Source organism: Rhizobium sp. CF122, from assembly GCF_000282035.1.
Taxonomy (GTDB): Bacteria; Pseudomonadota; Alphaproteobacteria; order Rhizobiales; family Rhizobiaceae; genus Rhizobium.
In genome coordinates this window covers 185,568-204,240 of record NZ_AKKA01000072.1, presented here as the reverse complement: position 1 = coordinate 204,240, position 18,673 = coordinate 185,568, and the positions used below count along the sequence as shown (strand labels likewise).

General features: G+C 56.7%; 15 protein-coding genes and 1 pseudogene. 5 read left to right on the top strand and 11 right to left on the bottom strand.

The window, feature by feature from the left end:
* Positions 1–114: 114 nt before the first annotated feature.
* Both PMI09_RS16085 and PMI09_RS16080 read right to left on the bottom strand, forming a co-directional pair.
* On the bottom strand, positions 115–996 hold the full coding sequence (locus PMI09_RS16085; protein ID WP_007796165.1) for a 3-hydroxybutyryl-CoA dehydrogenase: 882 nt from the start codon (positions 994–996) through the stop codon (positions 115–117).
* 158 nt (positions 997–1,154) lie between these two features.
* A complete protein-coding gene (locus tag PMI09_RS16080; RefSeq protein ID WP_007796163.1) occupies positions 1,155–2,330 on the bottom strand; it encodes an acyl-CoA dehydrogenase in 1,176 nt (391 codons plus the stop codon).
* A 108-nt stretch (positions 2,331–2,438) separates the two neighbouring features.
* Between PMI09_RS16080 and PMI09_RS16075 the strand changes: the two genes are divergently transcribed.
* From PMI09_RS16075 to PMI09_RS16060, 4 genes and pseudogenes are all read left to right on the top strand, one after another.
* On the top strand, positions 2,439–3,362 hold the full coding sequence (locus PMI09_RS16075; protein ID WP_007796160.1) for a LysR family transcriptional regulator: 924 nt from the start codon (positions 2,439–2,441) through the stop codon (positions 3,360–3,362).
* An 84-nt stretch (positions 3,363–3,446) separates the two neighbouring features.
* Positions 3,447–5,414 (top strand): annotated as a pseudogene (gene ppc, locus PMI09_RS16070) (phosphoenolpyruvate carboxylase); the annotation flags it as partial.
* A gap of 74 nt (positions 5,415–5,488) precedes the next feature.
* The gene (locus PMI09_RS16065; RefSeq protein ID WP_007796154.1) at positions 5,489–6,451 is read left to right on the top strand and encodes a C-terminal binding protein; all 963 of its coding nucleotides are present in this window, start codon (positions 5,489–5,491) and stop codon (positions 6,449–6,451) included.
* A gap of 20 nt (positions 6,452–6,471) precedes the next feature.
* Complete coding sequence (locus PMI09_RS16060; protein WP_007796150.1) at positions 6,472–7,467, top strand: phosphotransferase family protein; 996 nt, start codon at positions 6,472–6,474, stop codon at positions 7,465–7,467.
* A gap of 271 nt (positions 7,468–7,738) precedes the next feature.
* Here the strand turns inward: PMI09_RS16060 and PMI09_RS16055 are convergent, their stop codons facing one another.
* The 9 genes from PMI09_RS16055 to PMI09_RS16015 form a co-directional block, all read right to left on the bottom strand.
* On the bottom strand, positions 7,739–8,293 hold the full coding sequence (locus PMI09_RS16055; protein WP_007796147.1) for an NADPH-dependent FMN reductase: 555 nt from the start codon (positions 8,291–8,293) through the stop codon (positions 7,739–7,741).
* Positions 8,294–8,345: 52 nt separating this feature from the next.
* Entirely contained in the window at positions 8,346–9,461 is a 1,116-nt protein-coding gene (locus tag PMI09_RS16050) for an alcohol dehydrogenase catalytic domain-containing protein (RefSeq protein WP_193385402.1), read from the bottom strand.
* A 111-nt stretch (positions 9,462–9,572) separates the two neighbouring features.
* Positions 9,573–10,787, bottom strand: coding sequence for an amino acid ABC transporter substrate-binding protein (locus PMI09_RS16045; protein ID WP_007796141.1), 1,215 nt, complete (start codon positions 10,785–10,787; stop codon positions 9,573–9,575).
* Between the two features lie 89 nt (positions 10,788–10,876).
* Complete coding sequence (locus PMI09_RS16040; RefSeq protein WP_037083289.1) at positions 10,877–11,878, bottom strand: VOC family protein; 1,002 nt, start codon at positions 11,876–11,878, stop codon at positions 10,877–10,879.
* A 99-nt stretch (positions 11,879–11,977) separates the two neighbouring features.
* Entirely contained in the window at positions 11,978–13,294 is a 1,317-nt protein-coding gene (eno, locus tag PMI09_RS16035; RefSeq protein WP_007796134.1) for a phosphopyruvate hydratase, read from the bottom strand.
* A gap of 47 nt (positions 13,295–13,341) precedes the next feature.
* Entirely contained in the window at positions 13,342–13,935 is a 594-nt protein-coding gene (locus PMI09_RS16030; RefSeq protein ID WP_007796131.1) for a cupin domain-containing protein, read from the bottom strand.
* Positions 13,925–14,632: an ABC transporter ATP-binding protein gene (locus PMI09_RS16025; RefSeq protein WP_007796129.1), complete on the bottom strand. Its 708-nt coding sequence runs from the start codon at positions 14,630–14,632 to the stop codon at positions 13,925–13,927. The genes PMI09_RS16030 and PMI09_RS16025 overlap by 11 nt, the downstream gene beginning before the upstream one ends.
* A complete protein-coding gene (locus PMI09_RS16020) occupies positions 14,622–16,364 on the bottom strand; it encodes a branched-chain amino acid ABC transporter ATP-binding protein/permease (RefSeq protein WP_193385401.1) in 1,743 nt (580 codons plus the stop codon). Before PMI09_RS16020 ends, PMI09_RS16025 begins: the two co-directional genes overlap by 11 nt.
* A gap of 2 nt (positions 16,365–16,366) precedes the next feature.
* On the bottom strand, positions 16,367–17,212 hold the full coding sequence (locus PMI09_RS16015; RefSeq protein ID WP_007796124.1) for a branched-chain amino acid ABC transporter permease: 846 nt from the start codon (positions 17,210–17,212) through the stop codon (positions 16,367–16,369).
* A 400-nt stretch (positions 17,213–17,612) separates the two neighbouring features.
* Here PMI09_RS16015 and PMI09_RS16010 point away from each other — a divergent pair, with 400 nt between their 5' ends.
* Positions 17,613–18,623 carry a LacI family DNA-binding transcriptional regulator gene (locus PMI09_RS16010; protein WP_007796120.1) on the top strand — a complete coding sequence of 337 codons (1,011 nt, stop codon included), beginning with the start codon at positions 17,613–17,615 and terminating at the stop codon, positions 18,621–18,623.
* Positions 18,624–18,673: the final 50 nt, after the last annotated feature.

Sequence of the window (18,673 nt, the reverse complement as noted above, 5' to 3'; positions counted from 1 at the left end):
CGATCACCACGTCAAATTCCATCATTTCCCGAGGAGTGTCATTTCGTTCGCTCATGATATACGCCTAAATTGCCCATGCTTTGGAGATGCCGGTCGCCGCTCCAATCTGAATGCCTACCGAGTGGGTCGCGGTGGATCGCACCTGTAATCGTAAAACCCCCTGCCCGCCTTGCGGCCCAGCCAGCCAGCTTCCACGTATTTAACCAACAGCGGGCAAGGACGATATTTGCTGTCGGCCAACCCTTCATGGAGCACCTGCATGATTGAAAGGCATGTGTCTAACCCGATGAAATCTGCAAGTTCGAGCGGCCCCATAGGATGATTGGCGCCCAGCTTCATACCTGTATCAATCGCTTCAACGTTACCGACCCCCTCGTACAAGGTGTAAACGGCCTCATTGATCATCGGGATAAGAACGCGATTCACGATGAAAGCTGGAAAATCCTCGGATACCGTCACGCTTTTGCCGATCGATATGGCAAACTCCCTGGCCGCGGCGAAAGTCTCTTGGCTAGTTCCGATTCCGCGAACAAGTTCGACCAACTTCATAACCGGCACAGGGTTCATGAAGTGAACTCCAAGAAAGCGATCAGGCCTATCCGTGGAGGCCGCGAGGCGCGTGATAGACAGGGATGAAGTGTTAGTTGCCAGAATTGCTTGAGGCTTTAGGACGGCGGACACGTCCGCAAAAACCTGCCTCTTGACTGTTTCATTTTCGCTTACGGCTTCAATGACCAGATCAGCGTCTGCCAGATCCGAGAGCGAATAGGCGCCCTTGATGCGAGACACAGCCTCCTGAGCGGCTTGTCCTGACATTTTTCCGTTTTCTACCTGGCGGCCAAAATACCGAGCTCCATCTTCGACACTCGCGTTAACCCGACTTTCAGCTAGATCATAAACCAGTGCCCCAAATCCGTACTTAGCCGCGACCTGCGCGATTCCGGTACCCATCTGTCCGGCGCCGATAATAGCGACGGTGGAAATATTGATAGCCATGCGCAGGTCGCCTCTCAGCAGCTCGGAGGTGTTAAACGGGGCGTCAGATCTTCGGTTTGGTTGCCGACCACATCTATGCACGGCAACCGCCTTAGGTACGCGCCAGCCTCGAGTCCTACGGAGACATCTCAGCCAGCGCGGCAGTTCAAACGTTCGACCTAGAAAAAGGCCTGAATGCCCGTCTGGGCGCGGCCAAGGATCAGCGCGTGAACGTCGTGCGTCCCCTCATAAGTATTTACCGTTTCCAGGTTCTGGGCGTGGCGCATGACGTGGTATTCGATCTGGATGCCGTTGCCGCCGTGCATGTCACGGGCTTGCCGAGCGATGTCCAGGGCCTTGCCGCAATTGTTACGCTTGACCAAGGAGACCATTTCCGGTGCCATCTGGTGCTCATCCATCAGTCGGCCGACGCGCAGTGAGCCCTGCAGCCCGAGTGTGATCTCGGTCATCATGTCAGCAAGCTTCTTTTGATAGAGCTGCATGCCTGCAAGCGGCTTGCCGAACTGTTTGCGGTCCAAGCCATACTGCCGGGCGCGGAACCAGCAATCTTCGGCGGCTCCCATGACGCCCCAAGAGATACCGTAACGGGCACGATTCAGGCAGCCGAACGGCCCTTTCAGACCGGAAACACCTGGCAGGATGGCGTCTTCAGTTACCTCGACGCCATCCATCACGATTTCCCCGGTAATCGAGGCACGCAGCGACAACTTGCCGCCGATCTTTGGAGCAGAAAGCCCCTTCATGCCCTTTTCCAGCACGAAGCCGCGAATTTCGTTGTTATGAGCTTCCGACTTGGCCCAGACGACGAAGACATCGGCTATCGGTGAATTGGAGATCCACATTTTGGAGCCGCGCAGCCGATAGCCACCTTCGATCTTTTCGGCGCGGGTCTTCATGCCGCCGGGATCGGATCCGGCGTCGGGCTCGGTCAAGCCAAAACAGCCGATGAGATCGCCGGAAACGAGGCCCGGCAGGTATTTCTTTTTCTGCTCGTCGGAGCCGTATGCGAAGATTGGATAGATGACCAACGAGGACTGTACGCTCATCATCGAGCGGTAGCCGGAATCGATGCGCTCGACTTCGCGGGCGACGAGGCCGTAGGCGACGTAGGATGCATTGGCAGCACCATATTCTTCGGGCAGCGTCACTCCCAGCAGCCCCGTCTCGCCCATCAGTTTGAACAGCTCGGGCTCTGTCGTTTCGTCGAGATAGGCTTCCTGGATGCGCGGCAGTAGTTCAGACTTTGCGAAAGCGGCCGCCGAGTCGCGGATCATCCGCTCATCTTCAGTCAGCTGATCATCGAGCAGAAAAGGGTCATTCCAGGAAAAGGCCAAGGGGTCATCCTCCGTTTGAGGCAGTTTGAAGTTGGCCGAATTATCTCCCGCGCCTGGCGAAGGACAAGCGCCGTTTACTCATCGACCTATGAGCTATAGTAATAGGGCATGGTAAACCTTGCTAGAAAACTGCTTCCTTCTACCTCTGCCCTCGCGGCCTTCGATTCCGTGGCCCGGTTGGGCAGTTTTTCCGCTGCAGCGGAGGAACTGTCGCTAACGCAAGGCGCAATCAGTCGCCAAGTCTCTGCGCTTGAAGAACAATTGGGCATTTTGCTATTCGATCGAACTAGTCGCGGGGTAAACCTCACGGCGGCAGGTGCAGACTATTCCAAGGCGATTGCCAATGCCTTGGCCGAGATCCGTTCCGCATCGCTCCAAGCCATGACCAAACAACATAACGATCAACTCAATCTCGCGATTCTACCAACCTTCAGTACCCGCTGGCTGATGCCCCGCATTCCGCATTTCGTCGCTCGCCATCCGGAGATCACATTGAATTTCGCCACGCGTATCGGCGTCTTTGATTTCGATCGAGACGGCATCGACATGGCAATTCATATCGGCCAGCCCAATTGGCCTGGTGCAGATTGCACTTTCCTGATGGATGAGATGGTGGCGCCGGTCGCTTCCCCCACCTTCCTCAAGTCGCATCCGATCGATAAGGCAGAAGATCTGCTGCGCATGCCCCTGCTGCACATGGCATCTCGACCCGGAGCCTGGGGCCATTGGTTCGAAAGCCTTCGGATTGCTGGTACACCCTCTCAAGCGATGAGGTTCGAGCAGTTCGGCAGCGTCGCACAAGCCTGCATCGCGGGGCTCGGCCTGGCGCTGATGCCACTCTTCCTGATTGACTCGGAACTGGCTAGCGGCCAACTCGTGGAAGCCTTTCCGCATCAGGTTAAGAGCCCAAGCGCCTACTATGCTGTCGCACCGCTCAGCAAGGCGGATTTCCGTCCAGTCGCAGCCTTTCGCGCGTGGTTGCTGGAGGAGATCGGCCGATACGAGGATGGTGATGCTGGCAAGGCGGAATAACTATGTCATAAATGGCCAGAAGACCTTTCTGGCCTAGCGCCTTGCGACATCATTTGACGCCCCCTTGGCAATTGAAACCGATCACGCGATGGCAATCCCTATGTAAACGCCGAAACCTTGCGAGAGGCCCTGCGCCTTCAAAGCGAACGTGTCTTCTCATTCTACTTAGCGGACCTAAACATTCTCGGAGCCGAACTATCGCTTGACGATCGTTATGTAAACGTCACTGACGAACTGCGCCATCTGGCAAAAATCTCGCCTGACAAATCCGCACAGCGCCAGCACGAGCCCTATCGCCTTGCGATCTCCGGCATATACGCCCGCCTTGCCGCGACAGCGGTCAAGTTCGGCAGCACGGTAGTGGATCGCGCCCCTGTTGCGGCAGCCCCCAGTTACACAAATCCGAATGAATTTTCCAAAGACCTGGTGACAATCAGCAAATCACTCACCCTCAACGGCGCCGCAAACATCGCCTCCGGCAGGCTGCGAAAACTCCTCCGAGCAGTCGACGTGTTTGGCTTCCACCTTGCCAGCATTGACCTCAGGCAGAATTCTGAAGTCCATCACCGGGTTGTCCACGAACTCTTTGAGGTAGTCGAGCCCGGAGCCAACTATGAAGCTCTGGAAGAAACTGAAAAGATTGAGCTTCTCAGCAACGAGCTGCGTTCCCCGCGACTGCTGTCTACGCCATTCAAGGTGTACTCCTCGGAGACGACCTCGGAGCTGAACGTTTTCCGTGAGGCCGCCGATGCGCATCACCGGTATGGCCGCCGCAGTGTTCCCAATTACATCATTTCGAAAGCAGCAACCCCCTCTGATATCCTAGAGGTGATGGTGCTGCTTCGCGAGGTAGGGTTGCTGAAGCCCGGTGAGCCGAATTGTGCTTCCGTCAACATCGTGCCGCTGTTCGAAACGATTTCCGACCTTAGGAACTCCCACGATGTCATGGAGGTGACCCTGGGCATCGAGGCATATAGGGCGTCCATCAAATCGTTGGGAAACCGCCAGGAAATCATGCTCGGCTACTCCGACAGCAACAAGGATGGCGGATACCTCACCTCCGGCTGGGAGCTTTATAAGGCCGAGACCGCGTTCATTCGCTTGTTCGAGGAGAAGGGGATTCAGCTCAGCCTTTTCCACGGACGTGGCGGTTCCGTCGGGCGCGGTGGCGGTCCAAGCTTTGAAGCCATTACTGCCCTTCCACCTGGAGCGGTAGCGGGTTCGATAAGGGTCACTGAGCAAGGCGAGGTTATCGCCGCGAAATACTCCAGCCCTGCGCTCGGCCGACGCAACGTCGAGCTCCTGATGGCCGCGACGCTGGAGGCTTCACTCCGGCCCGCCAGCGAGCTTGAGCCAAGTTCACAATACGTCCGCACCATTGACGAAGTATCTCAGCTGGCATTTTCGAGCTACCGCAGCCTGGTCTACGAAACCAAGGGGTTCGAACGCTTCTTCTGGGAAGCAACGATCATCGGCGAAATTGCGAAACTCAATATCGGCAGCAGACCGGCATCGAGAAGCTCATCAGGTGCCATTGAGGATTTGAGAGCGATTCCCTGGGTATTTGGATGGTCGCAAAGCCGGATCATGCTGCCGGGGTGGTTTGGTTTCGGATCGGGCGTGAAGCAATGGCTTTCTAGTTGTCCAGACGGCCTCCAGACCCTTCGTGACATGCACCGCACCTGGCCCTTTTTCCAAACCCTCATTGCGAATATGGAAATGGTGCTGGCCAAATCGAACATGGGAATTGCGGCCAGATATGCGAACCTGGTTACGGACAGGGACACAGGCCGTACTATCTTCGCACGCATCGAACAGGAGTGGCGAGATACAGTAAGTGCCCTCCTCCAAATCACTGCCCAAACTTCCCTGCTGGAAAGCAACTCCGCGCTGAAACAGTCCATTCGCCACCGCTTGCCCTGCTTAGACCCTCTTAATTGCATGCAGGTTGAATTGCTTCGGCGCCACCGCACGGGAACGCGGGAAGATGCGGAAGAAGCGCTGCACTTAACCATCAACGGAATAGCTGCTGCGCTGCGAAATAGCGGGTAGTGCCGCCCGCCTATTTTCCTTGACCCTGACCAATCCATTGCGCTAACGTTCGCACAAACGTAGGAGGAACTTTCATGACACATACGGTGCTGCTGACGGACTATGCATGGCCGGATGACATCGTCGAGCGGGAGGTAATTGAACGGGCTGGTTTCACCTTGGTCAGCGGCCCAGCCAAGCCATCTTTGGCCGCCGAGATCGATGCACTGGCGGCACAGCACCAGCCCGATGCCATTATGACTTGCTGGGCGCAAGTCAGCGCGACAGCGATCGCGGCCTCGCCTGCCCTGAAGATCGTCGCGCGTCTTGGCGTGGGATTGGACAACATCGCTGTTGATGCGGCCACCGAGCGCGGCATTTGGGTCACGAACGTGCCCGACTATTGCGTCGCAGAGGTTTCAGATCACGCAGTTGGCTTTGCGATCGCCTGGGCTCGTGGTCTTGTTCATTTTGATCGCGAAGTGCGGTCCGGAAAATGGGATCCCGCCTCGGCAAACCTCCGCAGGTTGTCGGAACTCACCTGCGGTATCGCCGGCTTCGGCCGGATCGGCCGTGCTACCGCAGCGAAGATGCAAGCCCTGGGCTGCCGGGTGTTGGCGCACGACCCCTACACATCCAATACTCCTGACAGTATTCAACTGGTCGATTTCGAGACCCTACTTGCCAGAAGCGACATCGTCGTGGTCCACACACCGCTGACGCCTTCAACGCACCACCTGATCAATCGCGACGCGATCTCAAAAATGCGTCGAGGCAGCTTGTTGATCAACGTCAGCCGAGGCGGCGTTGTCGACACCGACGCTCTAATCGAAGGACTGGCCTCCGGCATCTTGAGTGGTGTCGGCCTCGACGTACTGGAGGATGAGCCGAGCGTTCCGGCAGAATTGATTGCCCATCCTGGCGCGATGATCACTCCACATGTCGCCTTCTCCTCGGACGCATCGCTCATTGAGTTGCGCCGGCGCGCCGCGCAAGAGGTTGTCAGAGTGCTCTCTGGAGAAAAGCCTGAACAGCCCCGCAACAGCCCCCACCGCTAGTGCCTCATAGGACCTCCTTCATGTCTGTAGCTGAGACGACGATATACGATGACTTCCTGCTGAAAAGCGGGCTGAAAGGTGCCTCGGAAGAAGCGGTGTATAAGCCCCTGACGGGTGGTGTTTCTTCGGACATCTACCGGGTGGAGCTTCCAGGACGGGTTCTTTGTGTGAAGCGTGCCCTCCCCAAGCTGAAAGTGGCTGCCCATTGGCAAGCGCCGGTGTCTAGGAATGAGTACGAATGGAACTGGATTTCGTTTGTAGCTCAGCATTTTCCCTCTGCAGTTCCGAAGCCTCTCGCCCATGACACTTCGTCTGGCGTGTTCGCAATGGAATTCCTTCCGGGCGACGAGTATCCACTCTGGAAAGCTAACCTCCTGCAAGGACACGTCGATCCGAAGGCGGCAGAGATTACGGGACAACGGATCGGACAAATTCACTCTGTGAGTGCCCGCACACCAGGGCTGCCGGAGAAATTCGTATCCGGCACCAACTTCTACGCTTTGCGACTTGAGCCCTACCTGGTCGCAACCGCTGACAAACACCCATTCGTCGGCGACCGCCTTTCCGAACTGGTGGATCGCACTGCCAATACGAAGCTGGCGCTCGTTCATGGAGACGTGAGCCCTAAGAACATTCTGCTAGGAAAAAGCGGGCCCGTATTCCTGGATGCGGAATGCGCATGGTTTGGCGATCCCGCCTTCGATCTCGCCTTCTGCCTGAATCATCTCTTACTGAAGAAGCTCGTTGTTGAGAAAGCGGCCAACGCGCTCGCAGCCTCGTTCACGGCCCTTACTTCTGCCTATCTTAACGAAGTTGATTGGGAAGATCGGCAAGCTCTCGAAGCCCGCGCAGCAAGCCTCTTGCCCGCCCTCTTCTTAGCCCGTGTCGACGGCAAATCGCCGGTGGAGTACGTGACGGAAGAAAACCAACGAATGCTTGTTCGTAAGACAGCTATTCCATTGATCACGTCGCCGCGCACGAAGCTGGCTGACATCGCGCAGGTTTGGTTTGCCTAGTACAGGACAAGATCCACGCTTGGCCCGACCCCATTCGGCGGTTCGGTGATCGGTCCCAGTTGCTCTGCCAAGTCCAGCAGGCAATTCGGGACCCGGTCATCGGCCGCTGGATGGCATATTTTCGCAGCGCCGGTGCGAAAAATCCAGTTCTTCGCGCCAAAGAGCTGCTTTATCCGATCGAGAAAACCGGTTCGAGTACCGGCGTCAAAAAGAAGCCATCGCCCTACGGAGCGATGGCAGTTGTACGCTTGGGAGGTATCGGAGTCTTTCCTTACTTGAACCGAGCGAGCCAAACCTCAAACGCGGCAAGAAAGCTTTCAATGAATTTCTGCGTTCCTTCATTAAGGAACGTCCCGTTGTCACCCACGAGCTTGTCCGCGGTGCTGAGATAGACTTCCGGCTGCGGCAAAGTAGGAACGTTGATGTTGGTAAGAATTACGCGGAGTTGAAGCGCCGCGGCGGCACCGCCAATGAGGCCGGGAGACGCACCGGTTACTGCGCCGGGCTTGTGCTCCCACACGCTTTTCCCATAGGGCCGAGAGCCGACCTCGATAGCGTTCTTCAGAGCAGCAGGCACTGACCTGTTGTATTCAGGGGTTACAAAAATCACACCATCGCTGGCCTTGATGCGCTCTCGGAAAGACGACCAGGCGGGCGGAGGTGTTTCGGTTTCGAGGTCTTGGTTGTAGAGCGGCAGATCGCCGATAGGCAAGATATCCAGATTCAGGGCGTCCGGTGCAACCTTCTGCATCGCACGCGCCAGTTTCAGGTTGATCGAAGCCTGTCGAAGGCTACCGACAAGGACCACAACATCTTTCTTGGACATTTTTTCCCTTTTCATGGTGCGAGCGTCGACCACACGACGCTCGCACTTGCTATCAATGTGAGGATGGGATCGGTGGAACGACGACGTAGTTGCTGAAGCCGCCATCGCGTTCGCCTATGCCGGAGATCGCTTCGTTCACTCGCTCAAGCGGGTAGATCTTGTGCTCAAGGTACGAGAGGTCTAGCGCTCCTGTCGCTGCCATGTCGGCCATTTCCTGGCCCTGCGCAGCAGTAAACCAATTGGATCCGATGAGCTGAACCTGCTCGTCCATTAGCCACTTCACGTCCACCGGAACATCTTCGGCGACGCCTCCGACAACGACCACGCGGCCGCCGCGACGGACGCCCCGCATGGAATCGATCATTGTCGATGCCGGGGCTCTCGCGCCAAGTGCACTTATAACGAAGTCGGCGCCCTCGCCGCCCGTATGTGCCTTAGCCCACTCGCCGGTGGAGCCCTCTCCAAGGACGAATGTCTCGATACGGTCAGGAGCGATGGCCTTCACACGATCGAGCAGTTCCTTGTGGCGGGCAGTCCCCAAGATCTTTGAAACGCCCATTGCGAGCGCAAGCTTCGTTGCTGCGATGCCAAGGGTGCCGGTGATCCCATCAATGAGGCCAACTTGACCAGGGCCTGCCTGCGCATTCTTCAGCGCACCATACGATGTACCCAAATAGCCGAATCGACCCGCCTGCTCGAAGGTCACGTTATCTGGCAGGCAGATAAGTGAGTATTCCGGGGCGGTCATGTACTGACTGAAGCCGCCATACGGATAAAGGTCAAAGATCCTCTGACCATCGCGGCTCGTGCTGAAATATCCGTTCAAGGTATAATAACGGCATTGGCTGCGATTCCCGGATCGGCAGGCCTTACAGGAACCACAGGACCTGAGTGGGCTCACGTAAACACGGTCGCCGACCTTAACATTCGTGACCGCCTCACCGACTTCTGCAACCACCCCGGCTGGATCCAAACCAAAAACGGCCGGAAACTTCGGCAGCGGCTGGTGAGGAAACCAGGTCGGCCAGTTATTGATGACATTTGCCATATTGGGAACGATACCGCAGGCCCTGACCTGTACCAGGACGTCGTTGGGCCGGGGCGTTGGAACCGGGATCTCATCCAACGACATCGGCTGATGCAAAGCATGCAGCCGAGCTGCGATCATAGTCTTAGCCATTTACTCCTCCATAGGGCGCACCGGCCAGGCCTTGCCCGACCGAATGCATCTTTGCTGTTTCAGTAAAGCTTGCTCGGCAACGAACCGAAGCAATATTCGTCAGGGTGCGAGAAACTGCGTCCCGGCCGGACGGAATTCGGTAGGCCATACGGTGACCCAATCTTTTCCTTGGACCTGCTTGAGTTTCGTTGACTGCTTCCCGGCATTGAACTTGCCGTCGAAAGTTCTTGGGCCCACGACAGTGTCCACCGTATTCGATCGCAGCCAAGCAGCCATTGCTTGGTCATCGAGCTTTCCTGCGCCTTCTGCCGCTGCAGCCAGCATCTGCCATGCAGCGAATTCGACAGCAGCTTGATACTCGGTGCGCGGGTACGGGAAACCGGCAGCCTTTGCACTGTTGTTGTACGCGGTCGCAAACTCCTTGGCACCCGGATAGGAAAGGAAGGGTTCCTGCTCTTCAAACCAGGTCAGCGAGGTCAAGCCATTGGCCTTGGGATGAGCGGCAGTCGGGCCTGGAGCCGGGAAGAGATAAAAGTGATTCTTGGGTTGGTAGTCGATGCGGCTCATTGCATCGAGAAGCTGGACGGCCTCCATTCCAACCGCACCTGACCAAAGCAGATCCGGATCGGCTGCCTTGATACGGTTTGCGATTGCACCGAAATCCTTCGTGCCGAATTCGTATTCGAGGCTGAGAACATTCTTGATCCCACGCTTCTCGGCAACTTCCTGCCCGCCCTTGGCAATAGTGAGGGCAGACGGGAACTTGCTCGTGACAAACGCGATGGTCTTTGGAGGGTTCGGAAGGCTCGCGTATGCGTCCAGGACGACCTCCGTATCAGTGATATGGGGCTCGGGTCCGATCGGCAGAGACGGGAACTGCAGCGGATATGGCGCGAGGCTCGGGTCGCCCAAGCTGCTTTGGACAAGAAGTTTCTTGAAGCGTGCAGCGACACCCATCGCTGCAATGATCGAGGACGTGCCGTAAGGCCCCATCAGCAGGTCGACCTTGTCAGCGGTCACCAGGCGTTCGTAGAGAGTGCGAGCATTCGCAGGTAGCGACTGGTCGTCGAGAAGAACAAATTCAACCTTGCGGCCAAGGATACCGCCCTTGGCATTGATCTGTTCGACAAAGACATTTGCCGCGAGCTTATGGATGGCGCCGACGCCAGCAAGTGGCCCCGTCAATGGCAGCGTGCCACCTACCCGGATAGGCCCCTCCTGGGCAAACGCACTCGGCATCGAGCCGAAAACTGCCGCGGCTGCCGCAGAACCCAAGAATGATCTTCTGGTCAGTTTAATGGAATTCGCACTCATCTCATCCTCCCAAGCGCATCCAGTTAGATTTCACCGCGATCCGCGGACTTCGCATTACGCCGATCCTCCGCCACAATCCTCCGCAGCGGTCAGCCTTTGTTGAGCCCTTCCGCATAACGCTCCAGTGTCATCGGGTTTGGCAACTTTTCGGGCTGCTCCAGCGGTACTCCCGTAAAATCGCTGGCTTCGAAGTACCATTTAGAAACCGCAGGCAGACCCCAATGTACGTTCGTGCTTAGTGAAGCCGCGTCCCAACGGATCGGCTCCAGTTCGACGTCGATCGTCGTATAGTGGTTGTTGAAGAACTCGACTCGATGCCCATCCGGATCGCGCAGGTAGACAAACAGGACTCCCGATGGGCCATGTCGTCCCGGTCCGCGCTCCACGCTTTCCGCATATCCGTAACGGCTCGCAAAGTCGCATGCCGCGAAGATGTCGCTGCTCTCGGAAACGATATAGGCGAAGTGGTGCATCCGCGGTCCGACGCCTGGCACCAGGGCAAGATCTAGGCAACCGCCCTTGCGGTACATGAAGTTCGCAAGGAGGTTATCGCCAGCAGCGATGTATTCCGAAGTCCGGAAGCCCAGTTCCCCGTAGAAGGCGCTCAATGCTAGCGGATCGGGAACAATGACTTGGCAGTGATCCAGACCTTGTGCTCTGGCGCCACGATGCTCATGGACCTCCAGGAACTTGCGGGGATGGACCGTCATCGAGGCGCAGAGCTCGATGCGAGCACCTGCAGGATCGCTTACAAGGAGGGTCCTCCCTTGGTTCGCGACGTCGCTCCACTCCGCCGGGAGACCTTTCTCGTCAAAGAAGACCTTAGCTTTATCGAGGTCTTCCTCCAGAAACACCCGATAACCGATCCGTTTGCATGTTGGTCTGCCTCCTGCAGGTGCAAGGACAAGACTGTGATGGCAGGCCTCTGACAACCCACGGAGGTAAGAAACGCCATCAACGAATTCGGTTTCGACCAAGCCGCCGACATTCACGTAGAAATCGCGGCTACGCTCAACATCATTGACCTCCAACACAACGTGGCTGAAGCGTGTGATGTTGAACGGCGGCTTCAAATTAACGGCCGGAAGCATGTCATCCTCGTGTATCTTTGCGAACGTTAGCATAAAAATCCCGATTCTTTTGTCAACGCTTCTTTTCGAGCGATGCCCGCATCGGGCCCATCCAAAATGTCATCCTACTGTAACCGCAGAGACGGGCTTTTCAGCCAGGTTCAATGCAGACCAACCGGCAAACACGGCCTCTTTTCCGAGCGCTTCTTCGATGCGAAGAACCTCGTTCCATTTGGCCATACGCTCGGACCGAGAGAACGATCCGACTTTGAGCTGCTTAGCATCCCAGCCAACCGCCAAGTGAGCAATCGTCACGTCCTCGGTCTCGCCAGACCGAGCTGAAACGATAGTCCGGAAACCAGCCTTCTTGGCCACTGACAGCGCATCGAAGGTCTCGGTAATTGTTCCGGCTTGGTTCGGTTTGATCAGAACCGCATTGGCACTTTGATTCTTAATCGCGTCAGTAACACGCGCAGCATTCGTCACAAGGAAATCATCGCCGATGATCTGGCAACTGGCGCCATACCGGGCGGTGAACTCCTTGAAGCCTTCCGGATCATCTTCGGCGACAGGATCTTCGACGGACACGATCGGATACGCCTTCAGCCAGCCGCCGAGCATATCGATCATGTCGGCCGTATCGAGCTGCCTGTCTTCCAGTGCAAGCGAGTACTTTCCATCGCGGCCGAACTCGGAGGCCGCGATGTCGAGCGAAATGACGACCTGATTGCCGGGCTTCAAACCTGCTTCTTCAATCGAGCGCACCAAGGCATCCAGTGCCTCTTCGTTGTTGGCGAAGGCGGGCCAGTAGCCACCCTCATCCGCCACGCCTTGAAGCTTCCCGGCACGTTTCATGATGTTGCCGGCCGCACGATAAACCTCAGCGGTCCACTCTAGCGCCTCGGAGAACGACGCAGCCGCGGGGCACATGATCATGAAGTCCTGCACATCCACGCGACGTGCAGCATGTGCGCCACCCCCGAAGATCTGGATTTCCGGCAACGGCATCGTGACGCCCTGGTCGGAACCAGCAAGATATCGCCAGATGGGATAGCCGGACGCAGCAGCGGCCGCGTGCAGCAAAGCCATCGACGTGGCAACGGAGGCATTTCCTCCAAGCCTGCTTCGGTTCGGAGTGCCGTCCAGCTTGATCAGGGCATGGTCAAGTTCGGATTGATCCTTGGCATCCCGCCCGATCAGCAAGGAGGCGATTTCGCCGTTTACCGCAGCCAAAGCCGTGTTTATGCCCAAGCCAGCCAAGGCACTGCCCCCATCACGAAGGTCGAGTGCTTCACCGGTTCCGGTGGACGCTCCGGCGGGCGCAATCGCCCTACCGATCGCGCCCGAACCAAGCGTGATCTCGACTTCAACTGTGGGCCTGCCGCGGGAATCCCAGACACGACGGCCCTGAACTTTTCGAATTTCGGTACTGCTCATGTTCAAATGGTCCACATTGTCAGATTGCAATTGGTGTGCTCGATAGGTCAAAGACCATCTTCGTAGTCCAGCTCATCGGGGGTAAGTGCACCAACCAGAACGACCGCGATGGTCGCTGGTCTGTCGCTCTTGTTTCGCCAAGCATGGCGCGTTCCGTTCTGCACAAACGTGTCGAACTGGACCAAATGTGTTTGGCTGCCATTGTCGAGTTCCATCCAGATCTCGCCGTCGAGCACGACGCCATAGTCGACCGTTGGGGTCCGATGTTTGCCGTCCGGTTCGAACCGCTCAGCCAGGCCGGGACTGACAGCCAGATTTTCAGCCATAGCGGCCTGCGGGTCAAAATCGGGTGACCTGAAAACGGCATCTGGTGGGAACGTTAGCACTAGAAAGCGAGTTTCTCCCGGCTTGGGTATGAAGTCCGTTACAAGCGGTGTCGGGTCGGTTCCATCGAACTGAACAGTTGTCGACGACGATGTCGCCCAGATCATTCGCGAGACGAGACCAGGGATGGACTTAAACACGTCGGTTCGTGGGGGATTACCGTCTTGAGAAAAGGTAGCTGCCCCCTTGGTGTCGTTTTTAGTGACCACACGGCGAACGTTGACCGGCACTTTGCCGTTTGAATTTTCAGAGACCAAGATATGCCTCCCTAATACTTGGATCGTTGATGAGGACTTGCGGCAGCCCCGACGCGGTCACTCGACCCTGCTCGATCACATAGGCCTGGTGCGCGATCTCAAGCGCCTTGTTTACGTTTTGCTCGACGAGCAGCACGGCCACCCCCCGCTCGTTGATCATTTGGATGATCTTGAACATTTCCCCAACGATCAAAGGAGATAGGCCGAGAGATGGTTCGTCCATCAAGAGGACGCGTGGCTTGGCCATTAGCCCACGACCGATGGCAAGCATCTGCTGCTGTCCACCTGACAATGACCCTGCCGGCGAGTCCTGGCGATCTTTCAACACGGGAAACAGCTCGAACACTTCGGCAAGGGTTGAGCCTCGATCAGCGCGGGCTGCGGATCGGTAGGCACCGAGCAGGAGATTGTCCAACACGGTCATTTCCGTAAACAGACGTCGACCTTCTGGGACGATGGCGATGCCGTAGTCACAAACCCGATGACTTGGCACCTTGGAAACATCGCTACCCTCTATGACGACCTTCCCTTTGCGCGGGCGCAAGATCCCGGCGATGGCATTCACCAGAGTGCTCTTGCCTGCCCCGTTCGGACCAACAACGGAAACGATGTCACCGGGTTTCACGCTGATAGAAACATCCCAAAGAGCGGTCGCGTCACCGTAGCCGACCTCAATCTTTTCGACCTCAAGCAGCATGACTGCCTCCCAGATATACGCTGATCACTGCTGGATCCCGCATCGTTTCGGTCGGCTGTCCAAGGGCCAGAACCTTGCCCTGATCCAGCACAGCGACACGATCCGCCAGCGCGACGACGGCTCGCATCAGGTGTTCAACGAAGATGATCGTCGTACCACTGGCCTTAATGCGCTTGATCATTTCGACAGCGTGATCGACCTCGGCCGGATTGAGGCCACAGAGCACCTCATCAAGTAGGAGGAGACGAGGCTTGGCAGCGAGCGCTCTTGCGAACTCGACGAACTTCCGGTCGTGGAGGTTCAAGGCCTCGGGGAGCACATTTGCTTTTTCCGCCTGGCCGGTGAAAGCGAGAGCCGCCTTCGCTACCTCATCGGCAGCGGCCACGCCCATGCCACCGACGCTGCCGAACTCCGCGCAAAGCCGCACGTTCTCGAGAACCGTGAGATTACTGAACAAGCGTGGGATCTGATAAGTCCGGGCAATGCCACTTTGAGCGATCTCGTGAGGTGATTTACCGGAGATCTGTTCTCCCCCAAGCGCAATCGTACCGGAGTTCATGGCATAATGTCCGCTGATCATGTTGATCAGTGTGGACTTGCCGGAACCATTCGGTCCTACCAGCGCCAGAATCTCGCCCCTACGAACGTCCAACGTCACTCCGTTTAAGGCATGGACACCGCCGAACGTCTTGCTGACCGCCTCGCACTTCAAGAGAATAGATCCAGAACCTTCCTGGGTGGTGGGCGACAAGACGGCGGCAACGTGCGCGCCTCCTTCACGGCCACCTACCCCGTTGCGCTTGTCGGCAAACTTCCGGACAATGCTCGGGACGATACCGGTGGGCAGCACGAGGATCACGATGATCAGTGCGAGAGCAACCCCAGCACGGCCGAACTCCGCATGAGCACCGCTGACGATGGCACTTTGAAGCACGGTGATGATAGTCGCGCCGATCGCAGGACCCGCCCAATGGCGAGCGCCACCAAGAATGCTCATAAGTACGACATACAGCGGAACGGTCACTGCGAAGGTTTCGCCGACGGTAACGTAGCCCACATAGACGGCGTGGATCGCTCCCATTCCGCCTGCGAGCGCCGACGATATAGCAAAGGAAGCCAGCTTATAGCGGAACGTCGGAACTCCCTTGACTTCAGCGACATCCTCATCGTCATGGATCGCGAGCAATCCCTGGCCGAACTTGCTGTGAAAGATGAAGTACGAGGTTGCCAATGCGATCAGAGCCGCGATGAGCCCAAACAGGTAAAGGGACCCCGATGCCGTAGCCCCGATCATCGGGATCTCGATACCCGAAAGGAATACGCCGGTGCCCGAATCCAGCGAGGTGTTTGAGACAATCGCCGCGATGACAAATGTCACCGACAACGTCAACAGCGCGAAAAACTCTCCGCGAAGGGATTTTGAGCGAAACACCACCAGGCCCACGAGGACCGCAACGACCGCAGCTAGAAGTGCGGCAACCGGTATCGTGGCGATGAACGGCCAGGAAAATTGGGTGGCAAGAGTGGCCGTCGTATACACGCCGATTCCGAAAAATGCGGCGTGCCCGAAACTCCAGTAACCTGTGTAACCACTGAGGATACCCCAGCTCGTTGCCAGGACGACCCAGAAGAAAACGATGTACAGGTATGAAAGGTAATAGTCAGCCAGTCCAAGATAGGGCAGCGAGACCAAGACCGCCAGTACCGGCGCTGTGAGCAAAAGCTTTTTCATAGTCATATCACCGGTTTACGCAGGAGGATGACAATGAGCACGCTGAATGCCACGAGTGGCGCCCAGGCAGGATTCACCACAGTCATCGTGAGGCTCTCGGCCAGGCCGATCAGCATTCCAGCGGCCAATGCACCGGCGGGGCTACCCAATCCTCCAATAATAGCGACAGCAAAGACAACCCCGATCCAGGATTCGATCTGGGAAGGAGCCAACGTACCGATCAGGGCAATGAAGACACCCGCAATACCGGCAGTTGCCGAGCAAAGACCGGCCAGGATGTATGACACACGGGTAGAATTGATCCCGAATGCTGACGCGATGGAGGCGTCTTGGGCGGCAGCACGCAATGCCTTGCCGAGCATGGTCTTGTTCAGTGCGAACCAGGCAGCTCCTGCCAACAGTGCCGCACAGATGAACGCTGACAAATCCAGCACGGGCACGAAGATCGAGCCGATTCGAACTGTGGTCTGAGCATAAGGTGTCTCGTACCGGAGAAAATCCGCCGACCAGATCCACTGGATTAGCGATTCAATCAGGATCGTGACGCCAAAGGTAACGAGTAGCGACGCGAACTCTTTCACCTTGAAGCGTACGAACACGCTGTGAAGAGCAACACCGAGTGCGAAAAACAGTGGAACTATCAAAAGAGCACTGAAATACGCAGGCACCCCGTGAACGGTTCCAAGCTGATAGGTCAGGTATGCGCCAAGGAAAGCCAGAGCAAAGTGACTGAGGTTCACGAGCTTCAGCAGACCCCAGCTCAGGCTGAGTCCCATAGCCAGAAGACCGTAAATTCCACCGAGCAAAATGCCGCCAACAGCGGACTGCAAGAAAAGAGTAGCGGTCATGAGGTTCTGTGCCCCTCGATGGACACGATAACCGACACCAGCAAGACTACGACATCCATGCGCTATGTCTCCTCCCATTGCGCTAACGTTCGCACAAATCTCCCACAAGAGACGATTGTTGTCAACGTCATCAACGGTTTTTGACTGTCACGAGGATCCGCGGCTCAACAATCCTTTTGACGCCAGTTACTTATGGGCTCGTAATTTAGCAATAATAGCTATCTCGCTGGCATAGCTGTCTCTTTTGGAAAGAGCTCGGAACCGATGGTGCGATCAGTTGCGATCGCTTCATCAGTTGAGCCCAGCGGGATCATGGAAAACTGTTTGTGATTTGAGTGCTTTGACAACCGCCAAGTCAATGCTATCGTTGGCTTAGGGGAAACCAATCGAGCCGACCGCTATGGTAACAATTAAAGACATCGCAGCAATACTGCAAGTTTCACCGTCCACTGTAGGACGTGCTCTCGCTGATGATCGGCGTATCAGTGCCGACATGAAACGCAAGGTGAACGACGCGGCAGCTGAAGCAGGGTACGTCGCCAATCGTGCGGCTCGCATGATGCGCGGAATCCAAAGCAATCTGGTGGGTCTGATAGTTCCAGATATTCGGAACAGCTTTTATTCAACAATTGCACACGCGCTCTCGCGCTGCCTTCTCTCTGCAAATTACCAGCTAACCTTGTGCGAGACCGATGACGATCGGATGCTTGAGCTTCGTCACATAAAGGAGCTCACTAGTGTCAACGTAGCCGGGATAATATTGGTGCCAAGCGCTAAGCCTCACCCCGATTCCGCTCGAATTCTGAAAATGACCCCGCACATTCAACTGCTTCGCAAGCAGCAACTGCTTGGGGAGCAGTGGTTCGGCATCGATGATAGGCGGGCACTATTCGAGAGCACGACGCACATCTTAAATGAAGGTCACCGACGGATCGCATACATCGGCGGGACAGAAGAATTGCCAACAGGCGCGGCTCGCGTTCAAGGTTTCCGAGAAGCAGTCAAAGCCTCGGGTGATCAAGTCGAAATCTATGAGGAGCTCGGAGCTCCCTCTTCGCCCGAGTTCGGTAGGGAAGCCGTACGTCGGCTACTCTCGTTGAAAGAACGGCCCACTGCCCTCGTTATTGGTGCCGTACAGAATACGTCCGGCGTCATCGATGAAATCCAGGATCAAGCCCTGAGCGTGCCCCGAGATATTTCGGTCGTCGGGTTCGGAGATGAGCTTGGCTATCGGTGGTGGGGCCCAGGATTGACCACCGTGCAGCTTCCTGTTTCAGAGCTTGCGACCGCTTGTGGACTTTGGTTCTTGCACCATCTGCAGAACAAGGGCGACCTCAGCAAGCCGTACAGCTTCGTTTCTCCGCCCCAGGTGGTCGTTCGTGGCAGCACCGCCGCCCCATCCAAGCGTTAAGGGCGTAATTTTCCGATCCTCAAGGCGCCAAAAAGAAAGAGGTGTCCGCC

Bases quoted from the DNA above. Each gene is read 5' to 3' on its own strand.
- PMI09_RS16025 (WP_007796129.1), bottom strand. From the start codon at position 14,632: ATGCTGCTTGAGGTCGAAAAGATTGAGGTCGGCTACGGTGACGCGACC.
- PMI09_RS16065 (WP_007796154.1), top strand. From the start codon at position 5,489: ATGACACATACGGTGCTGCTGACGGACTATGCATGGCCGGATGACATC.
- PMI09_RS16050 (WP_193385402.1), bottom strand. From the start codon at position 9,461: ATGATCGCAGCTCGGCTGCATGCTTTGCATCAGCCGATGTCGTTGGAT.
- PMI09_RS16075 (WP_007796160.1), top strand. From the start codon at position 2,439: ATGGTAAACCTTGCTAGAAAACTGCTTCCTTCTACCTCTGCCCTCGCG.
- PMI09_RS16045 (WP_007796141.1), bottom strand. From the start codon at position 10,787: ATGAGTGCGAATTCCATTAAACTGACCAGAAGATCATTCTTGGGTTCT.
- PMI09_RS16060 (WP_007796150.1), top strand. From the start codon at position 6,472: ATGTCTGTAGCTGAGACGACGATATACGATGACTTCCTGCTGAAAAGC.
- PMI09_RS16040 (WP_037083289.1), bottom strand. From the start codon at position 11,878: ATGCTTCCGGCCGTTAATTTGAAGCCGCCGTTCAACATCACACGCTTC.
- PMI09_RS16055 (WP_007796147.1), bottom strand. From the start codon at position 8,293: ATGTCCAAGAAAGATGTTGTGGTCCTTGTCGGTAGCCTTCGACAGGCT.
- PMI09_RS16085 (WP_007796165.1), bottom strand. From the start codon at position 996: ATGGCTATCAATATTTCCACCGTCGCTATTATCGGCGCCGGACAGATG.
- PMI09_RS16020 (WP_193385401.1), bottom strand. From the start codon at position 16,364: ATGAAAAAGCTTTTGCTCACAGCGCCGGTACTGGCGGTCTTGGTCTCG.
- PMI09_RS16015 (WP_007796124.1), bottom strand. From the start codon at position 17,212: ATGACCGCTACTCTTTTCTTGCAGTCCGCTGTTGGCGGCATTTTGCTC.
- eno (WP_007796134.1), bottom strand. From the start codon at position 13,294: ATGAGCAGTACCGAAATTCGAAAAGTTCAGGGCCGTCGTGTCTGGGAT.
- PMI09_RS16010 (WP_007796120.1), top strand. From the start codon at position 17,613: ATGGTAACAATTAAAGACATCGCAGCAATACTGCAAGTTTCACCGTCC.